The 16,503-nt window shown below is 68.6% G+C and carries 17 protein-coding genes; 1 reads left to right on the top strand and 16 read right to left on the bottom strand.

What is annotated here, in order from left to right:
- Positions 1 to 37: 37 nt before the first annotated feature.
- The 15 genes from AC5P7I_RS11685 to hisS form a co-directional block, all read right to left on the bottom strand.
- The gene (locus AC5P7I_RS11685; RefSeq protein WP_164167546.1) at positions 38 to 769 is read right to left on the bottom strand and encodes a copper homeostasis protein CutC; all 732 of its coding nucleotides are present in this window, start codon (positions 767 to 769) and stop codon (positions 38 to 40) included.
- Positions 766 to 1,764, bottom strand: coding sequence for a glycosylasparaginase (locus AC5P7I_RS11680; RefSeq protein ID WP_041863371.1), 999 nt, complete (start codon positions 1,762 to 1,764; stop codon positions 766 to 768). Before AC5P7I_RS11680 ends, AC5P7I_RS11685 begins: the two co-directional genes overlap by 4 nt.
- A 51-nt stretch (positions 1,765 to 1,815) precedes the next feature.
- Positions 1,816 to 2,838 (bottom strand): glucokinase, encoded by a 1,023-nt coding sequence (locus AC5P7I_RS11675; protein WP_075076817.1) that lies wholly within the window; start codon positions 2,836 to 2,838, stop codon positions 1,816 to 1,818.
- A gap of 84 nt (positions 2,839 to 2,922) precedes the next feature.
- On the bottom strand, positions 2,923 to 3,207 hold the full coding sequence (locus AC5P7I_RS11670) for a hypothetical protein (RefSeq protein WP_005409434.1): 285 nt from the start codon (positions 3,205 to 3,207) through the stop codon (positions 2,923 to 2,925).
- A gap of 36 nt (positions 3,208 to 3,243) precedes the next feature.
- On the bottom strand, positions 3,244 to 4,833 hold the full coding sequence (locus AC5P7I_RS11665; RefSeq protein WP_262087469.1) for a calcineurin-like phosphoesterase C-terminal domain-containing protein: 1,590 nt from the start codon (positions 4,831 to 4,833) through the stop codon (positions 3,244 to 3,246).
- A 98-nt stretch (positions 4,834 to 4,931) separates the two neighbouring features.
- Positions 4,932 to 5,552, bottom strand: coding sequence for a bifunctional phosphoribosyl-AMP cyclohydrolase/phosphoribosyl-ATP diphosphatase HisIE (hisIE, locus tag AC5P7I_RS11660; protein WP_014646954.1), 621 nt, complete (start codon positions 5,550 to 5,552; stop codon positions 4,932 to 4,934).
- Complete coding sequence (hisF, locus tag AC5P7I_RS11655) at positions 5,542 to 6,318, bottom strand: imidazole glycerol phosphate synthase subunit HisF (RefSeq protein ID WP_014646953.1); 777 nt, start codon at positions 6,316 to 6,318, stop codon at positions 5,542 to 5,544. Before hisF ends, hisIE begins: the two co-directional genes overlap by 11 nt.
- Positions 6,312 to 7,046, bottom strand: coding sequence for a 1-(5-phosphoribosyl)-5-[(5-phosphoribosylamino)methylideneamino]imidazole-4-carboxamide isomerase (gene hisA, locus AC5P7I_RS11650; RefSeq protein ID WP_014646952.1), 735 nt, complete (start codon positions 7,044 to 7,046; stop codon positions 6,312 to 6,314). Before hisA ends, hisF begins: the two co-directional genes overlap by 7 nt.
- A complete protein-coding gene (gene hisH, locus AC5P7I_RS11645) occupies positions 7,043 to 7,645 on the bottom strand; it encodes an imidazole glycerol phosphate synthase subunit HisH (protein ID WP_262087468.1) in 603 nt (200 codons plus the stop codon). Before hisH ends, hisA begins: the two co-directional genes overlap by 4 nt.
- A complete protein-coding gene (gene hisB / locus AC5P7I_RS11640) occupies positions 7,642 to 8,715 on the bottom strand; it encodes a bifunctional histidinol-phosphatase/imidazoleglycerol-phosphate dehydratase HisB (RefSeq protein ID WP_014646950.1) in 1,074 nt (357 codons plus the stop codon). Before hisB ends, hisH begins: the two co-directional genes overlap by 4 nt.
- Positions 8,712 to 9,806: a histidinol-phosphate transaminase gene (hisC, locus tag AC5P7I_RS11635; protein WP_049440829.1), complete on the bottom strand. Its 1,095-nt coding sequence runs from the start codon at positions 9,804 to 9,806 to the stop codon at positions 8,712 to 8,714. The genes hisB and hisC overlap by 4 nt, the downstream gene beginning before the upstream one ends.
- The gene (gene hisD / locus AC5P7I_RS11630) at positions 9,803 to 11,098 is read right to left on the bottom strand and encodes a histidinol dehydrogenase (RefSeq protein WP_032957995.1); all 1,296 of its coding nucleotides are present in this window, start codon (positions 11,096 to 11,098) and stop codon (positions 9,803 to 9,805) included. The genes hisC and hisD overlap by 4 nt, the downstream gene beginning before the upstream one ends.
- On the bottom strand, positions 11,095 to 12,006 hold the full coding sequence (gene hisG / locus AC5P7I_RS11625; protein ID WP_262087464.1) for an ATP phosphoribosyltransferase: 912 nt from the start codon (positions 12,004 to 12,006) through the stop codon (positions 11,095 to 11,097). The genes hisD and hisG overlap by 4 nt, the downstream gene beginning before the upstream one ends.
- Before the next feature lie 34 nt (positions 12,007 to 12,040).
- Positions 12,041 to 12,349 carry a YerC/YecD family TrpR-related protein gene (locus AC5P7I_RS11620; protein WP_005416326.1) on the bottom strand — a complete coding sequence of 103 codons (309 nt, stop codon included), beginning with the start codon at positions 12,347 to 12,349 and terminating at the stop codon, positions 12,041 to 12,043.
- 487 nt (positions 12,350 to 12,836) lie between these two features.
- Positions 12,837 to 14,234: a histidine--tRNA ligase gene (hisS, locus tag AC5P7I_RS11615; RefSeq protein WP_049420211.1), complete on the bottom strand. Its 1,398-nt coding sequence runs from the start codon at positions 14,232 to 14,234 to the stop codon at positions 12,837 to 12,839.
- A gap of 127 nt (positions 14,235 to 14,361) precedes the next feature.
- Between hisS and AC5P7I_RS11610 the strand changes: the two genes are divergently transcribed.
- A complete protein-coding gene (locus tag AC5P7I_RS11610) occupies positions 14,362 to 15,114 on the top strand; it encodes a Crp/Fnr family transcriptional regulator (protein ID WP_010482595.1) in 753 nt (250 codons plus the stop codon).
- Between the two features lie 102 nt (positions 15,115 to 15,216).
- Here AC5P7I_RS11610 and thrC read toward each other — a convergent pair whose 3' ends face one another.
- A complete protein-coding gene (gene thrC / locus AC5P7I_RS11605) occupies positions 15,217 to 16,503 on the bottom strand; it encodes a threonine synthase (protein ID WP_262087460.1) in 1,287 nt (428 codons plus the stop codon).

The raw sequence follows: 16,503 nt of genomic DNA, 5'->3' as shown, positions 1-16,503 counted from the left end.
AAGGGATCTGACCCCGGGCCATGCCCGACGGATTCGATCAGCCGTCCAGCGCCTGCCGCAGCGCGGCCACGGTAGCGGTGGCGGTCTGGCTCCAGTCCGGGTCCAGACCGCGCAGCGCCGGGTTCTGGAACTGCATCGCCGAGCGGCGCAGGCCTTTTGCGGAGGCGTGCAGTTCGGTACAGCCGGTCTGCCGCGCGACGGTTGCGATGTTGCCCGGGGCCAATCCGGCGCCAGCCATCACCGTGATGCGCCCCGCCGCCTGGGTGACCAGGCCCGCCAGCACATCGGCACCGGCCTCGGCGCTGGCCTGCCCGCCCGAGGTCAGCACGCGCTGGCAGCCCAGCCCGATCACCTGCTCCAGCGCCGCCGGCAGATCGCGGGCGGCGTCGAAGGCGCGATGGAAGGTCACCTGCAACGGCCCGGCGGCCTGCACCAGTTCCCGGCACAGCGCCAGGTCGATGCCGCCCTGCACGTCCAGCGCGCCGATCACCACGCCATCGCAACCCAGCGCGCGGCACTGCGCGATGTCACGCAGCATCAGTTCGGTTTCCAGCGCGTCGTAGTGGAAGTCGCCCGGGCGTGGCCGCACCAGCACGAACAGCGGAATCGACAGGCGCTCGCGGGCCATCGCGATGCTGGCGAACGACGGCGTGGTGCCGCCCTCGGCCAGATTGTCGAACAGTTCGATGCGGTCGGCGCCGCCAGCCTGCGCGGCCAGCGCCGAGGCCAGCGAGTTGCTGGCGATCTCCAGGGTCAGCCGCGTACTCACGCCTGGGTGCTCGTGTAGATCGACGGCGAGTCACGCAGGTCATCCTGGCGCTGCGCATCGCACACCGCATAGACGAAGCCACGATGCAGCGCATAGGCGCCGACCTCGCCCTGCTTGTTCATGGCCAGGAAGCACACCTGCAACGTTCTGCTCGCTTCCGGGCGCTTGCGCACCACGCGGTCGATGGCTTCACGGCAGGCCTGCGCCGGTGAACGCCCCTGGCGCATCAGCTCGACCACCAGGAACGAAGCCGCGTTGCGGATCATCTCTTCACCCACCCCCGAAGCAGTGGCCGCGCCGACGTCGTTGTCGACGTACAGGCCGGCGCCGATGATCGGACTGTCGCCAACGCGACCGTGCAGTTTCCACGCCATGCCGCTGGTGGTGCAGGCACCGGCCAGCTGGCCCTTGGCATCCAGTGCCAGCATGCCGATGGTGTCGTGGTTGTCGCTGTTGCCGGGAATGCCACGGCGCTCGGCATTGATCTGCGGCTGGTACTTCTCGGTCTTCAGCCACTCGCGCCAGGCCGCTTCGGCCTGCGGCGTCAGCAGATGCTTGCGCTCGAATCCCTGCTGCACCGCGAACTGCTGCGCGCCCTCGCCGACCAGCAGCACATGCGGGCTGTTCTCCATCACTTTGCGGGCCACCGACACCGGATGCAGGATGTCCACCAGCGCGGCCACTGCACCACAACGGCCATCGCCGTCCATGATGCTCGCATCCAGGCTCAGCACGCCGTCGCGATCCGGATTGCCGCAATGGCCAACGGTAGGGTTGCACAGCTCGCTCTCGGCCCAGCGTGCGCCCGCCTCCACCGCATCCAGCGCGCTGCCACCCTGCGCCAGCACCTTCCATGCGGCCTGGTTGGCCGGTACGCCGAAGTCCCAGGTGGAGACCACCCGGGCCCCACCCTGCGTGCGCGCCTGCACGCCCGGCAATGCCGCCATGCCTGCGGCCAGTGCACCGGCCTGCAGGAACTGCCTGCGATCCACCATTTTCCCCTCCCAGTCTGCAATGCACGGCCGGCCCGATGCCAACCCTGCCGATCAGTCGTGCGTGGGCTGCCGTGCGGCGTGCCAGACCGCTGCGCCGAGCACGCCCAGCTGGCCATGCTCCACGCGCCACACCGGCACCTGGCGCAGCACCTCGGTCAGCACGCCCTTGTTGAGGAAGCGCTCACGGAAGCGGCCATCGGCCAGGAAATCCTGCACATGCGCGGAAATGCCACCGGCCAGGTACACCGAGCGCGCGCCGACGGCGATCGCCGCGTCGCCGGCCAGGCTGCCCAGCCACGCACAGAAGACCTGCAACGTTTCCACCGCCAGTGCATCCTCACCGCCACGCGCGGCGCCGATCAGCGCCTCCGTACTGTTCCACACCGGAGTGACGCCGCGCAGTTCGCACAGGCACGGATACAGGTTCATCAGGCCGCTGCCGGACAGCACGCGTTCGTTGTCCACGTGCGGCCAACGCTGCAGCAGGCGGCCCAGCACCTGCAGTTCCAGCGCGTTGCCGGCGCCCAGCGCGGCATGACCGATCTCGCTGGCCAGCACCGGACGCTCGCCATCAGCGAAACGCAGCGCGGCGCCCAGCCCGGTACCCGCGCCCAGCACCAGCGCCGGGAAGGCCTTCGCCGGATCGGCGTCACCGTTCAGTGGCACCAGGGCTTCCGGCTGCAGGTAGGGGATGGCCAACGCCACCGCTTCGAAATCATTGATCAGCTGCAGGTCGTGCAGCCCGGACTGCGCGCGGGTGGCCGACAGCGAGACCGTCCACGGCAGGTTCGAGTTGATCAGCACATCGCCATCCAGCAGGCCAGCGATGGCGACCACCGCGGTCTGCACCGGGTGGCCGAGGCCGGCGGTGAAATCGGCCAGGATCGCGGCCAGGCTGGAATGCTCGGCACAGGCATAGGTACGGTGGCTGCCCAGCAGCGGCGTCTGGCCGGGTCGGGTTTCCGCCAGCGCGAGCCGGGCAAAGGTGCCGCCGACATCGGCGACGACCAGACGGCGCGGAAGACCGCCGCGGGCGGAGTCGGAGGAAACCGTTGACGCTGCTGCGATGGTCACGCTGGCCTGCTTGGATCGATTGAATCGCCCCGATTCTCAGGCATCGGGGCGGCTTTGCCTAGCGCGCCGGTGGTTCAGGTGAACCTACATGCCTTCCTGTTCGGCCACCTGCACCCCATCCACCAGCACGCGCAGGCGCTGTGGGCGGAAGCCGGCGAACAACAGCGGCCGGGTGCGCTCGACCAGCACTTCGTGGCCGGCGATGTGGCGCAGCCACGACTGTACCAGCGAGAACGAGAAGTGGGTGCCCGGATGCAGCGGGTGCTGCACCCAGACCTTCTCGGTGGCGCTCTGCAGCAGCATCGCGCCGGTGAACCAGTGGCGGCTGAGGGTCACCGGTGTGGTGCCGGCCATGAAGCGGATATCCATGCGGGGTCCTTTCGCTGGAGCGCTGGTGCGCGGGGGTCAGGGCTGGGCAGTCTGCAGGCTGTAGCTGGTGGTGGCGGTGAACACTGCGCCATCAGGCTGGGTGGAGCGTACTTCGACCTTATGGCTGCCCACTGCAAGATCGGTCGGCAGCGCGCCACGCCACAGGTGCGGCGACGCAGTGGCCTCGGGCGAACGGTCGTAGCCGCGCAGGCTGCTGGCCAGATCATCGGCCACGTTCTCCACCATCAGGCGCGGGTCGGGCTGGCTGACCTGCTTCATCGGCTGCCAGGCGCCGCCATCGACACGGTACTCGACCACGCTCCGATCCTCGCCCATGTAGACGTTGGCGTAGACACCCCACGCCGGGTAGGCCCCCTGGCGCAGCACCTTCGGCGCGTGCAGGCCGATCTGCTCGCTGGCCGGCCTGCCGGCCACGCGGTACTGCAGGCGATAGCTGCCGTTGCCGGCCACGTCGAGCAATGCATAGCCCTTCGGCGTGCCGTCGCTCATGGTGCTGTCCGGCACGCCAGCGGCATTCTTCACGCCCGACCAGAACGCACCGCAGTTGGCACCGACGTTGTATTCGTGCAGTGGCTTGTCGCCGTTCCAGCCCTCGGCCTTGCCGTGGTAGACGTGCTGCTGGGTGTGGCTGTGGCCGCTGAGCACCAGTACGTTGCGGAAGTCCTTCAGCAGGTCGAACAGGCGCTGGCGGTCAGCATGGCGGAAGGTCTCGCGCCCCGGCGCCGCGTCGAACAGCGGGATGTGCATGCCCAGCACCAGCAGGCGGTCCTTGTGCAGGCCCTTCAGGTAGCTGGCGAGGAAGGCGAACTGGTCTTCGCGCAGGCCGCCGATGTACTTCGGCCTGGCCTTGGGGTCGTACACCACGTCGTCCAGGAACACGAAACTGGCGCCGCCCTCTTCCACCGCGTAGGTGTCCGGGCCGTAGATGTTGCGCCAGCTGTCCAGTGAGTGTTCGTCGCTGGCCGCATCGAAGTCGAGGTCATGGTTGCCCGGCACGTGGAACCACGGCACGCCGAGTTCGGTGGTGACCTTGTTGATCGCCGGGTACAGGGTCAGGTCGTCGTTGACGATGTCGCCCAGGGTGGTGCCCATGCGTGCCCTGGTCTGGCCGACCAGTGGCGCCACGATCGACTGCTGGTAGTAGCCGATGTCCTTCAGGCTGGCGGTCTGCGAATCGGTGAATACCAGCATCTGGAAACCACGACGGCTGTCATGCCGATCCGACTGCAGGGCGAAGTCCCAGTTGCGGGTGACGTCGCTGGTCGCGGCGATGCCGCCGTACTTCAGCGCCGGCGAGCCGTTCGGGCGGTAATGGCGCCAGAACGAAGGCAGGCCGTCCGCCGCCTTCGGGAAGGCGTAGGCATCGGGCTTGATCACGAATACGGTCTGGCCGTCGCGCACCGGCAGGCTGTAGCTGCCGTCAGCGGCAGTCTTGACGATGGTCTCGCCGTTGGAAACCTGCATCCCGGCCAGGCCCGGATCGGTCGCACCGCGGCCGGGTTTGCCGTCACGCTCCAGATACACCTTGCCGCTGACCACGGTGTCCGCGGCCCAGGCCGGCGAGGTCAGCAACAGGCAGCACAGCCAGGCGGCAGGCAGTTTCATGGGCGGTCCGGGAAAGAAGAAGACCACCTATTGTAGAGCCGAGCCATGCTCGGCTGCATTGCAGAGGTGGGTGCGGACCGTTGGTCCGTACGCCTTCCTCAACGATGGCGTTTTTCCAGTACCGCGCGCGCATCATCCAGCGACAGCCCGCGCGCGCGCAGCAGCACCAGCAGGTGGTACAGCAGGTCCGACGCCTCGCCCAGCAATGCCTCATCATCCTGCGCCACGGCGGCCAATGCGGTCTCCACGCCCTCCTCACCCACCTTCTGCGCGATGCGGCGGATGCCGCCTTCAAACAGGCTGGTGGTGTAGCTGCCGGGAGGGCGCTGCGCGTCACGCATGGCCACCAGCTGGCCCAGCCCACCCAGGAAATCCTTCGGCGCCTGGTCGAAACAGCTCTCGGCACCGGTGTGGCAGGTCGGCCCGGCCGGGCGCGCCATCACCAGCAGCGTATCGGCGTCGCAGTCGACACGGATCGACTGCACCACCAGCACGTTGCCGGACTGCTCGCCCTTGGTCCACAACCGCTGCTTGCTGCGACTGAAAAAGGTCATGTGGCCGATGGCCAGCGTAGCCGCCAGCGATTCGGCGCTGACATAGCCCAGCATCAGCACCTGCAGGGTATCGGCATCCTGCACCACGGCCGGCAGCAGGCCGTCGCCCTTGCCCCAGTCCAGCGCCTGCAGCGCATCCAGCGATGGCCTCACTTCAATAGACATCCCGCACCTCGATCTGCTGTCCGCGCAGGTAGCGCTTCAATTCTGGAATGGCGATGGCGCCGCTGTGGAACACACTGGCCGCCAACGCACCGTCGACGTCGGCCTGGTCGAAGGCGTCGGCGAAGTGCTCCATCGCTCCGGCACCACCGGAGGCAATCAGCGGCACCTGGCACAGCGCCCGCGCCTGCTGCAGCTGCACGACATCGTAGCCACGGCGCACACCGTCGCTGTCCATGCAGTTCAGCACGATCTCACCGGCTCCACGCCGTTGCGCTTCGACGATCCAGTCGAGCGTGCGCAGCGGCACCGCCTGGGTCTTGTCCGGATCGCCGCTGAAACGACGCACCCGCCATTGCCCGTCGGCCTCGCGCACCGAATCGACCCCCACCACAACGCACTGCACGCCGAACTCGTCCGCCAGCTCGGTGATCAGCTCCGGCCGGCCCAGCGCCGGCGAATTGATCGACACCTTGTCGGCACCGGCGAACAGCACGCGGCGCGCGGTTTCCACGCTGTCGATGCCACCGGCCACACAGAACGGAATGTCGATCAGGCGCGCGATGCGCTCGATCCAGGCGACGTCAACCGACCGTGCCTCGGGACTGGCGCCGATGTCATAGAACACCAGCTCGTCCGCGCCCTGGTCGCGATAGCGCTGTGCCAACTCGGCGATGTCGCCCATGTCGACGTGATCGCGGAAGCGCACGCCCTTGACCACGCGGCCATCGCGCACGTCCAGGCACGGAATGATGCGGCGGCTCAACATGCCAACGCCTCGCTCAGGTCCATGCGCTGCTCCAGCAGTGCCTTGCCGAGGATGGCACCTCCGCAGCCGGCGGCACGCGCCTCCGCCACATCGGCCACGTCACGGATGCCACCGGACGCCTGCACCGCCACACCCGGCAACAGCGCCGACAGGTGCTGGTAGAGGCTGATGTTGGGCCCGGCCAGCATGCCGTCGCGGGCGATGTCGGTGCACAGCAGATGGCGCATGCCGGCGCGCGCGTAGCGCCGGGCCAGGTCATCCAGGGTCACCCCGGCGTTCTCGGTCCATCCGTGCACCGGCAGCTGCCATTGCCCCTGGGCGTCCTGGCGCGCGTCCAGCGCAATCGTGATGCGATCGGCGCCGAATTCCTCCAGCCAGCCGACCACTTCATCGGGACGACGCACCGCCAGCGAACCCACCACCACGCGGCCGGCGCCAGCGTCGAGGATGCGCGCCACATCGTCGCGGCCGCGCACGCCACCGCCGGTCTGCACCTGCAGCGGGGTCTGCGCACGAATGGATGCCAACAGCGGCGCCAGCGTGTAGCCACCGGCCCGTGCGGCATCCAGGTCGACCAGATGCATCCACTGCGCGCCCTGCGCGGCGAAGGCCTGCGCGCGCGGCAGAGGGTCATCCCCATAGGAGGTTTCCTGCGCGTAGTCGCCCTGGCGCAGCCGCACCACGCGGCCGTCGCGGATATCCAGCGCGGGGTAGACGATGAAACTCATGCAGCAGTGCCCTCGAGGAAGTTGCGCAGCATCAGCGAGCCGGTCTCGCCGGAGCGCTCGGGATGGAACTGTGCGCCGTAGTAGCGCCCCTGCTCCACCACGGCGGTGAACAGGCCACCGTGGTCGCAGGCAGCGACGGTGTGGGTATTGAGCGGCGCCGCATAGCTGTGCACGAAGTAGGCGCTGGCGCGTTCCGGCACGCCCTGCAGCAACAGCGATTCGCGCAGCGGCAGCAGGCGGTTCCAGCCCATGTGCGGCACGCGGATGCCACAGGCCGGCACCAGCTTGCGTACCACGCCCGGAATCAGTCCCAGTGTCTCTGCGCCCGCTTCCTCGGAGCGTTCGAACAGCAGCTGCATGCCAAGGCAGATGCCCATCAACGGCACCTCCAGTCGCTGCAGCGGTTCCACCAGGCCCTGAGCGTGCAGGCGCTGCATGCCGGGACCGGCGGCGCCGACGCCGGGCAGGATCACCCGCCGCGCACCAACCAGGCCGTCCGCATCGCGCACCAGCCGCACCGTCGCGCCCAGGCGCTCCAGTGCGTAGCGCACCGAGCCCAGGTTGGCGCCACCGGCATCGATCAGCGCAACATCGCTCACAACGCCCCCTTGGTACTCGGCAGTGCCGTGCCCTGCCGGGCCAGCGCCGGACGCAGCGCGCGCGCCAGCGCCTTGAAGCAGGCCTCCACCTTGTGGTGATCGTTGTCGCCGCGCACCTGCAGGTTGAGGTTCAAACCGCTGGCATCGCACAGCGAACGGAAGAAGTGTGGCACCAGCTCGGTCGGCATATCGCCCACGCGCTCGCGCTTGAACTCGCCCTCGAACACGAAATAGGGACGGCCGCTGAAGTCCAGCGCAGCGCTGGCCAGGGTCTCGTCCATGGGCAGGGTGAAGCCGTAACGGCCAATGCCGCGCTTGTCGCCCAACGCCTCGCGCAGGGCCTGGCCCAGGGCCAGCCCGGTGTCCTCGATGGTGTGGTGCTCGTCGATGTGCAGGTCACCCTCGGCCTGGATGTCCAGCGCGAAGCCGCCGTGCTTGCCGATCTGCTCCAGCATGTGGTCGAAGAACGGCAGGCCGGTGGCAATGCGTGCATCGCCCGCGCGGTCCAGGTCCAGCTCAACGCGGATCTTCGTTTCTTTGGTGTTGCGCTGGACAACGGCGGTGCGCGGCGCGTCGGCCAGCGCATGGGCGATGCCCGGCCAGTCCCACTCCCCACCAAACTGCGCGGTGCGCAGCTGGAAACCACGGATGTTGAGGTTGGCGGCAAACTGCAGGTCGGTGATCCGGTCACCGACCATGCCCGAGCGTGCCCAGTCGATGCTGCGGTCCTGCAGGTAGGCGGTCATCAGGCCGATGCCCGGCTTGCGGGTCGGCGCATTGTCCTGCGGCCAGCTGGAATCGATCAGCACGTCACGGAAGGTGATGCCCTGGCTCTCGAAGATCTGCAGCATCAGGTCGTTGGGGCCATCGAAGCTGGCGCGCGGGTAGCTGTCGCTGCCGAGGCCGTCCTGGTTGGTGACGATCACGAACTGGTAGCCGGCATCACGCAGCTTCAGCAGCGCCGGGATCACCTGCGGCACGAAGCGCAGCTTTTCGTAGGCGTCGATCTGGAAGTCGGACGGCTCCTCGATGAGGGTACCGTCGCGGTCAATGAACAGGATCGGGGTCATGCTGCGGCCCTCCGCGCCGACAGGGCCGCAAGCACGCGGTCATTCTCTTCGGGGCTGCCGATGCTGATGCGCAGCGCATCACCCAGCTGCGGCGCAGCGCGCTGGTCGCGCACCACCACGCCCGCAGCCAGCAGCGTATCGAACGCGGACTGGGGATCGGCGAAGCGGACCAGCAGGTAGTTGCCGGCCGAGGCATACACCCGGCACACGCCGGGCAGGCCGACCAGGGCTGCACGCAGGCGCTCGCGCTCGGCGATCACCGTGGTCACGCGCTCGGCGGTGCGCGCCAGCGCGGCCGGCTGCAGTGCCTGCACGGCCAGTTCCGCGCACGGCGTCGGTACCGGGTACGGCGCCTGGCAGCGACGCAGCAGGGCAATCAGCTCCGGGGCAGCGATCAGCGTGCCAACGCGGGCGGCCGCGAGCGCGTGCGCCTTCGACAGCGTGCGCAGCACCGCCAGATTGGCGTGCGCGGCCAGCAACGTGGTCGCCGACGGCCGTTGTGCATACTCGACATAGGCCTCGTCCACCACGACCAGCGCCTGCCCGCGCAGCGCAACCGCCACGCGCTCGACCTCATCCAGGGCGATGTCACTGCCGGCCGGGTTCGACGGCGCACACAGGAACACCAGCTTGGCACCCTGCGCCTTGGCCGCGTCGATCACCGCATCCAGATCGGTGCGCAGTCCATCCTCGCTGTCCACCAGCGGCACTTCAATCAAGGCGGCACCCTGCAGGCGTGCGCAGACGGCGTACATGCCAAACACCGGCGGCGTGACCAGCACGCCATCGCGACCCGGCACGCACAGCGCGCGCACCAGCAGATCAATGGCTTCGTCGCTGCCGCGACCGATCAGCAGCTGCTGTGGCGTCACGCCGTACAGCGCCGCCAGTCCCTCGCGCAGCGCGAGCGGCTGCGGCTCCGGATAGCGCCGGCTGCTGCCTGCGGGATCGGCCGCATTGGCCCAGGCCGACTCATTGGCATTCAACCAGACCTCGCCCTGCACCGCCGCGCTGCGTGCCGAGCTGTAGCCGGCGAAGGCCTGCAGGTCCGGGCGCACCAGTGCCAGCACCTCATCGATCGCCGCGCTCATGCCGCCACCTCCATGCGCAACGCAACGGCACGCTCGTGCGCATCCAGGCCTTCGGCACGAGCGATGATGCGCGCGCAGCCGCCGATCGCGGCCAGGCCGGCGGCGCTGGCGCTCTGCACGCTGATCAGGTTCTGGAAGCTGGCAACGCTCACGCCGCTGTAGGCACGCGCGGCACCGGCGGTGGGCAATACGTGGTTGGTGCCGCTGCAGTAGTCACCCAGTGCTTCGGGGGTGTAATCGCCCAGGAACACCGAGCCGGCCGCCTGCACCTTGTCCAGCCATGCGCGCGGATCACGCAGGGCCAGGATCAGGTGCTCTGGTGCATAGCGGTTGCTGATCGCGAATGCCTCGTCCAGCGCATCAACCTGCACCAGCCGCGATGCCGACAGTGCCTGGCGCGCGATCTGCTGGCGCGGCAGCAGGGCCACCTGGCGCTCAACCTCGGCTTCGACCGCCGCCAGCATCACGGCGTCGTCGGTCAGCAGCAGCACCTGCGAATCCGGACCGTGCTCGGCCTGCGACAGCAGGTCGGCGGCGACGAACGCCGGATTGGCGCCAGCATCGGCAATCACCAGCACCTCCGAAGGACCGGCAGGCATGTCGATGGCGGCGGCGCCGTCCTGTGCGACCTGCTGCTTGGCTTCGGTAACGAAGCTGTTGCCCGGCCCGAACAGCTTGTCGCAGGCCGGAATGCTGGCCGTGCCATAGGCCATCGCCGCGATCGCCTGCGCGCCGCCCAGCTTGAACACGCGCTGCACGCCGGTCAGGCGGGCGGCTACCAGCACTGCCGGATCGGCACTGCCGTCGGCGCGCGGCGGGGTGCACAGCACCACCTGCGGGCAACCGGCCAGCTGCGCCGGAACGCCCAGCATCAACGCGGTGGACGGCAACGGCGCGCTGCCAGCCGGTACGTACAGGCCCACCCGGCCGATCGGCCGCAGCATGCGTTCGCAGACCACGCCCGGCGCGGTTTCAACTGCATAGCCTTTGCCCATGCCAGCGGCGTGGAAGCGCGCAATGCGTTCGGCGGCGTCCACCATCGCCTGTCGCAGTTCGGCGGGCACGGCGGCTTCGGCAGCGGCGAATTCGGCTTCGGAAACTTCAAACGAGGCCAGCTCGACGCCATCGAAACGCGCCGTAATCGCACGCAGCGCATCGTCGCCCTGTGCACGCACCTGCGCGATCAGGGCCGCTACGGCATCGCGGGTCTGCTGCGCCACGGCCTGCACCGGGCGGGTCAATGCCGCGCTGCGCGCGGCCTCATCAAGTCGGGACCAGATCAGACGGTTCATGCCAGCGATCGCTCCACGCTCAGTACCATCAGGCCCTGCGCGCCCGCGCGCTCGAGTTCTTCCATGCGCTGCCAGCTCAGCGGGCCGGGGCACATGGTCTGCAGGCGCAGCGCGCCACCATCGGCCGGCAGCCGCACCAGCGGCTCGGCATCGGCCAGCAGCTGCGCCAGCGCGTCGACGCGATCTTCGCTGGCACGGAACATCAGCAGCTTGCGGTCCTGGCGCTGCACCACGCCGTCGAGGCGGCGCAGCAGCATCGCGCGCAGCGATGCACGTGCGTCATCCGGCACGCGCATCGCACCAGCCAGCACCGCCTCGCTGTCGAGCAGGTTGTGTACCGGGGTCAACTGGTTGGCACGCAGCGTGGCGCCGCTGGAGACCAGATCGCAGATCAGGTCGGCGGTACCCAGGCGCGGGGCGATTTCCACCGACCCGGACAGCTCGACCACCTGCGCGTCCACGCCCTGCTCCGCCAGCCACTGCTTGAGGGTGGCCGGGTAGCTGGTGGCGATGCGGGTGCCGGCCAGCTGCGCCGGACCCTGCCACTGCCATTCCTCGGGCACCGCCAGCATCAGCCGGCACTGGCCGAAGCCCAGCCCGCGCAGCGCCTGGTAGGCGTCCGGCAGGCCGATCTGGCGACGTGCTGCGGCCTGCTCGTCCAGTTCATTGCGACCGACGATGCCGAGGTCGCAGACGCCATCGGCGATCAGGCCGGGGATGTCGTCGTCGCGCACCAGCAACAGGTCCACCGGCAGCGATTCGCCGTAGCAGAACAGCTTGTCGCGGCTTTCGCGCCAGCTCAGACCACAGGCGCTGAGCAGGTTGCGGGCGGGCTCGGCCAGCCGGCCACTCTTCTGGATGGCGATACGCAGCCGGTCTCGTGCCGGCGCTGCCTGGGTTGCACTCATAGGGGAGGTCTCGAAGTTCGGAACGGGGCGCGGATCAGCGCGAAGCAAGGCGGTCGATGGCGGCGGCATAGCCTCGATGGCCATGCTCGAGCGTGCGTGCCACCCGTCCGGTGGTGGTCACGCTGACGCCGGTGCGCTCGTGGATCTCGCGGTACGGCACGCCCTGCTGCAGCAGCGGCACCACCTTCCAGCGGTCGGCCATGGCCTCCAGCTCGGCCGGGGTGCACAGGTCGCGCAGGAATGCCTCGACCTGCTCCGGCTCGCGCAGCGCGGCAAAGGCCCGGGCCAGGGCTTCCAGGTCGGCCTTCGGGTCTTTGGCGGCAATCTCGGGGCGGGCTTTCACGGGGTCGGGTCCATGCATCAATGTAATAGCGCGTTAGTACATTAGCGCATTCTTGCGCGGTGCGTCAAATCGGAGCCTCATGGGGTCAGATCCGTTTTCCAAAGGAAAACGGATCTGACCCCTGGACCGGATGCCGGAAATGCAGAACGCCCACCAAAGGGCGGGCGTTCTGCTTTCAAATCAACAACCTGGCTCGACTCAGGGCAGGCAACGCACCTCCGCCTGCAGCGTCCCGCGCCGCAGGCACTCCCCGAACAGACTGCCCTGCCGGCTCGGCAGGGACTGTTCTGCAACGCCCCTGCACCCGCCGGGCACTTCCGCGAGGCCAGGGCCCGCAGGTCGCCCTCAAGCTGCGCGCGGTCGATCACGTGACAGCGATCAACCTGCAGCCGGTACTGCGCCGGGCCCAGCCGATCACTGCGCAGCACTAGGTCACTCTGGCAGCCCGCCAACAGGAGTACGGTGAGTACCCCTGCGACGGCCGGCTTCACATCATCGCCCTGGACTGCTCCAGCTCCACCAGCAGGGTGCTGGCCAGCTCGTCGCGCGACACTTCGAACTGCTGCTCACGCAGCAGGTCCTTTACCGCCACCACGCCGCGCGCGAGCTCGTCTTCACCCGCCAGCACCACGAAGCGGATGCCGGCCTTGGCCGCGTACTGGAACTGCTTGCCGATCTTCTTCGGCTCCATCTGCACTTCGGTATTGATGCCACCGGCGCGCAGGCGGCGCGCGATGTCCAGCGACTGCGGCATGCCCTGCTCGTCCATCAGCGCCACCAGCGCCTGCACGCTGCTGGCTTCGATGCCGTCGATCAGGCCCGCCTCGCGCAGCTGCCAGAACAGGCGCGACAGGCCGATGGAGATACCCACGCCCGGCAGCTTCGACTTGCTGTAGTGGCTGGCCAGGTCTTCGTAACGGCCGCCCGAACAGATCGAGCCGATCTGCGGGTGGTCGGTCAGCGTGGTCTCGTAGACGGTGCCGGTGTAATAGTCCAGGCCGCGCGCAATGGAGAAGTTCAGGCAGTATGCGGTTTCCGGCACGCCCAGCGCCTGCACCAGCTGCAGCACTTCGCGCAGTTCGGCGACGCCGGTACGCAGGATCTCCGAAGAACCGGCGTCGGCTTCCAGCGTGGCCAGCTGCGCCAGCGCATCGGCATGGCCCTGCGAACGCACAGCGACGAAGGCCAGGATCTTCTCGACCTGTTCTGCCGGGATGTTGAAGCCCTCGCCCACCAGCGTCTCGCGAACGTAATCGGCGCCACGCTTGTCCAGCTTGTCCACTTCGCGCAGCACCGCCAGCTGGCGCTCGCCTTCAGCCACGCCCAGGCTCTCGAAGAAGCCGCGCATCAGCTTGCGGTTGTTCAGCTGGATGCTGAAGTCACCGATGCGCAGTTCCGAGAACACCGCATGGATGACCGCCAGCACTTCAGCGTCGTACCGCACGCTCAGGCTGTCCTTGCCGATCACGTCGATGTCGCACTGGTAGAACTCGCGGAAACGACCGCGCTGGGCACGCTCGCCGCGGTACACGCGCTGCATCTGGTAACGGCGGAACGGGAAGGTCAGTTCGTGTTCGTGCTCGGCCACGTAGCGTGCCAGCGGCACGGTCAGGTCGAAGCGCAGCGCCATTTCCGGCAGCGAACGGTCGCCCGACTCGGCCGCGTTGGCCAGCGCGCCGGTGGACTGCACGAAATACACCTGGCGCTCGGTCTCACCACCGGACTTGGTCAGCAGCACGTCGGACAGCTCGAACACCGGCGTCTCCACCGGCAGGAACCCGAAGCGCTCGTAGTTGCGGCGGATGACGTCCAGCATGCGCTGGAACGCAATCTGCTCGCGCGGCAGCAGCTCAAGGGTGCCGGGCGGGGTACGGGGCTTGATCACGGGCGGAACTCCTGCTGGAACGGGACGTGGGAGGGGGCGACATTCTAGCGCCCCCGCCTCGGGCAGGGTCGAACGGCCGCTTGAAGTATCATAAGGCCCTCCCCGCCCGCGATACGCCCCCCGCAACATGTCACGGCCTTCCGGCGCTCCGCCCGCCACCAACGATCCCGCCTCGCCGTCCTGCACCACGCTGGACTGCCTGCACTGCTCGGTTCGGCACCTTGCGGTGTGCTCGGCGCTGTCGCCAGACGAAGTGCAGGCGCTGGAACAGGTCACCGTCTCGCAGCAGGTCAGCATGGGCAGCACGCTGGCACGCACCGGCGAAGAGCGCGACCATGTCTATACATTGACCGCAGGCGCACTGCGCCTGGTGCGCACCCTGGCCGACGGCCGGCGCCAGATCAACGGTTTCGTGCTGCCCGGCGACTATCTGGGCCTGAGCGGCAGCGACCACCATCGCTACGACATCGAGGCCATCGCCGACAGCCGCGTGTGCCGTGTCGCGCTGCCACAGATGAAGGCCCTGCGCAGCCGCTTCCCGCACCTGGAGCGCAAGCTGCTGCAGCGCGCCTGCCAGGAACTGGATGCCGCACAGGATGCTGCGCTGGCGCTGGCACGCCTGCAGCCGGCCGAGAAGCTGGCCGATTTCCTGCTGCGCCTGGCCGCGCGCGAGGCCAAGCTGGGGGGCGACGGCCTGCGCGTGTCGCTGCCGATGGGCCGCGGCGATATCGCCGACCATCTGGGCCTCACCATGGAAACGGTCAGCCGCACCTTCACCAAGCTGCGCCAGCAGGGGCTCATCGCCCTGCCCCACCTGAACGTGGTGGAGATCCTCGACGAGGATGGGCTGCGCACGCTGGCCGGTGAAGGGTTGATCTGACCGTATCGCGGTTGGTTGGGTTGCCGGCCAGCGGCCGGCACTAGCGGAAGGATGCAACACGGGTAGTGCCGGCCGCTGGCCGGCAACCGCCTCCATCTGCGATCAACGCAGCAACACCTCGCGCAACGCCGCGTAATCTGCCGCCAATGGTTCGGCGTGCGCCGGTCGCTGCAGCAAGGCATCCAGCGCAGGTGGCACCGCCACCGTTTCGCCGATCAGCGGCTCGACCACAGCCTCGAACTTGGCTGGATGCGCCGTAGCCACCGCCGCCCAGTCGCCCTTGGCACCGCGCGCGCGCAGATCCTGCAGCACCTTCACCGCCGTCGCCGTGTGCGGGCAGAACAGCTCGCCGCGGCTGGCATGCGCTGCGGCAATCGTCGCGCGGATGGTCACGTCATCCACCGCGAACGCGCGGAAAGCTGCACGCAGCTCTGCGTCGTCGCCGTGGTAGAGCCAGCGCAGTCGCTCGAAGTTGCTCGGCGCACCCACGTCCATTGCATTGGCCACCGTCGCCACACTGGCCTGCGGCTGGTAGTCGCCACCATTGAAGTACGCCGGCAGCACGGCATTGGCATTGGTGGCCAGCACGACCTGGCCGATCGGCACGCCCAGCGCGCGCGCCAGCACGGCCGCCATCGCGTTGCCCAGATTGCCGGTCGGCACCACCAGGTTGAGCCGGCGACGATGCGCGGCGTAGTGGGTCAACGCTGCATGCGCGTAGTAGCTCATCTGCGGCAGCAGTCGGCCCAGGCTGATGCTGTTGGCCGAGCTCAACGGCACCTGCGCCTGCAGTTCGCGGTCAGCCAGCGCCTGCTTGACCATCGCCTGGCAATCGTCGAATGCGCCCGTCACGTGCAGGGCCTGGATGTTGTCGCCGAAACAACCGAGCTGATGCGCCTGGCGCGGAGACACGCGACCCTCCGGATACAGCACCACCACGCGCACGCCCGGCTGGCGATGGAAGGCCGCCGCAACGGCGGCACCCGTATCGCCGGACGTGGCGACGACGATCGTCAGATCGCGATCCTTGCCGCCCTGCAGGCGCGACAGCGTACCGGCCAGGAAGCGCGCGCCGATATCCTTGAATGCCGCCGTCGGCCCATGGAACAGCTCCAGCACATGGTCACTCTCGCCGAGCGCACGCAGCGGCACCGGGAAGTCGAACGCTTCGCGGCAGATCCCCGGAAGCGCAGTCTCGAGTGCATCGCCCGCAAAGAACGGTGCCAGCAGATCGGCGGCGGTATCGGCCAGGGTCGCCCCGGCCTGCAGCTCGCGCGCGGCCGGCAGATGCGCGGGAACATACAGCCCGCCATCGGGCGCCAATCCAGCGGCGATCGCCGCGCTGAGGCCAACGGCGGGAGACTGCCCGCGTGTCGAAACAAATTGCAT

It is taken from the genome of Stenotrophomonas sp. YJH_SMC_138 (assembly GCF_059369855.1).
The sequence above is the reverse complement of the archived record's forward strand: the minus strand, read 5'-3'. Positions and strand labels throughout refer to the sequence as shown.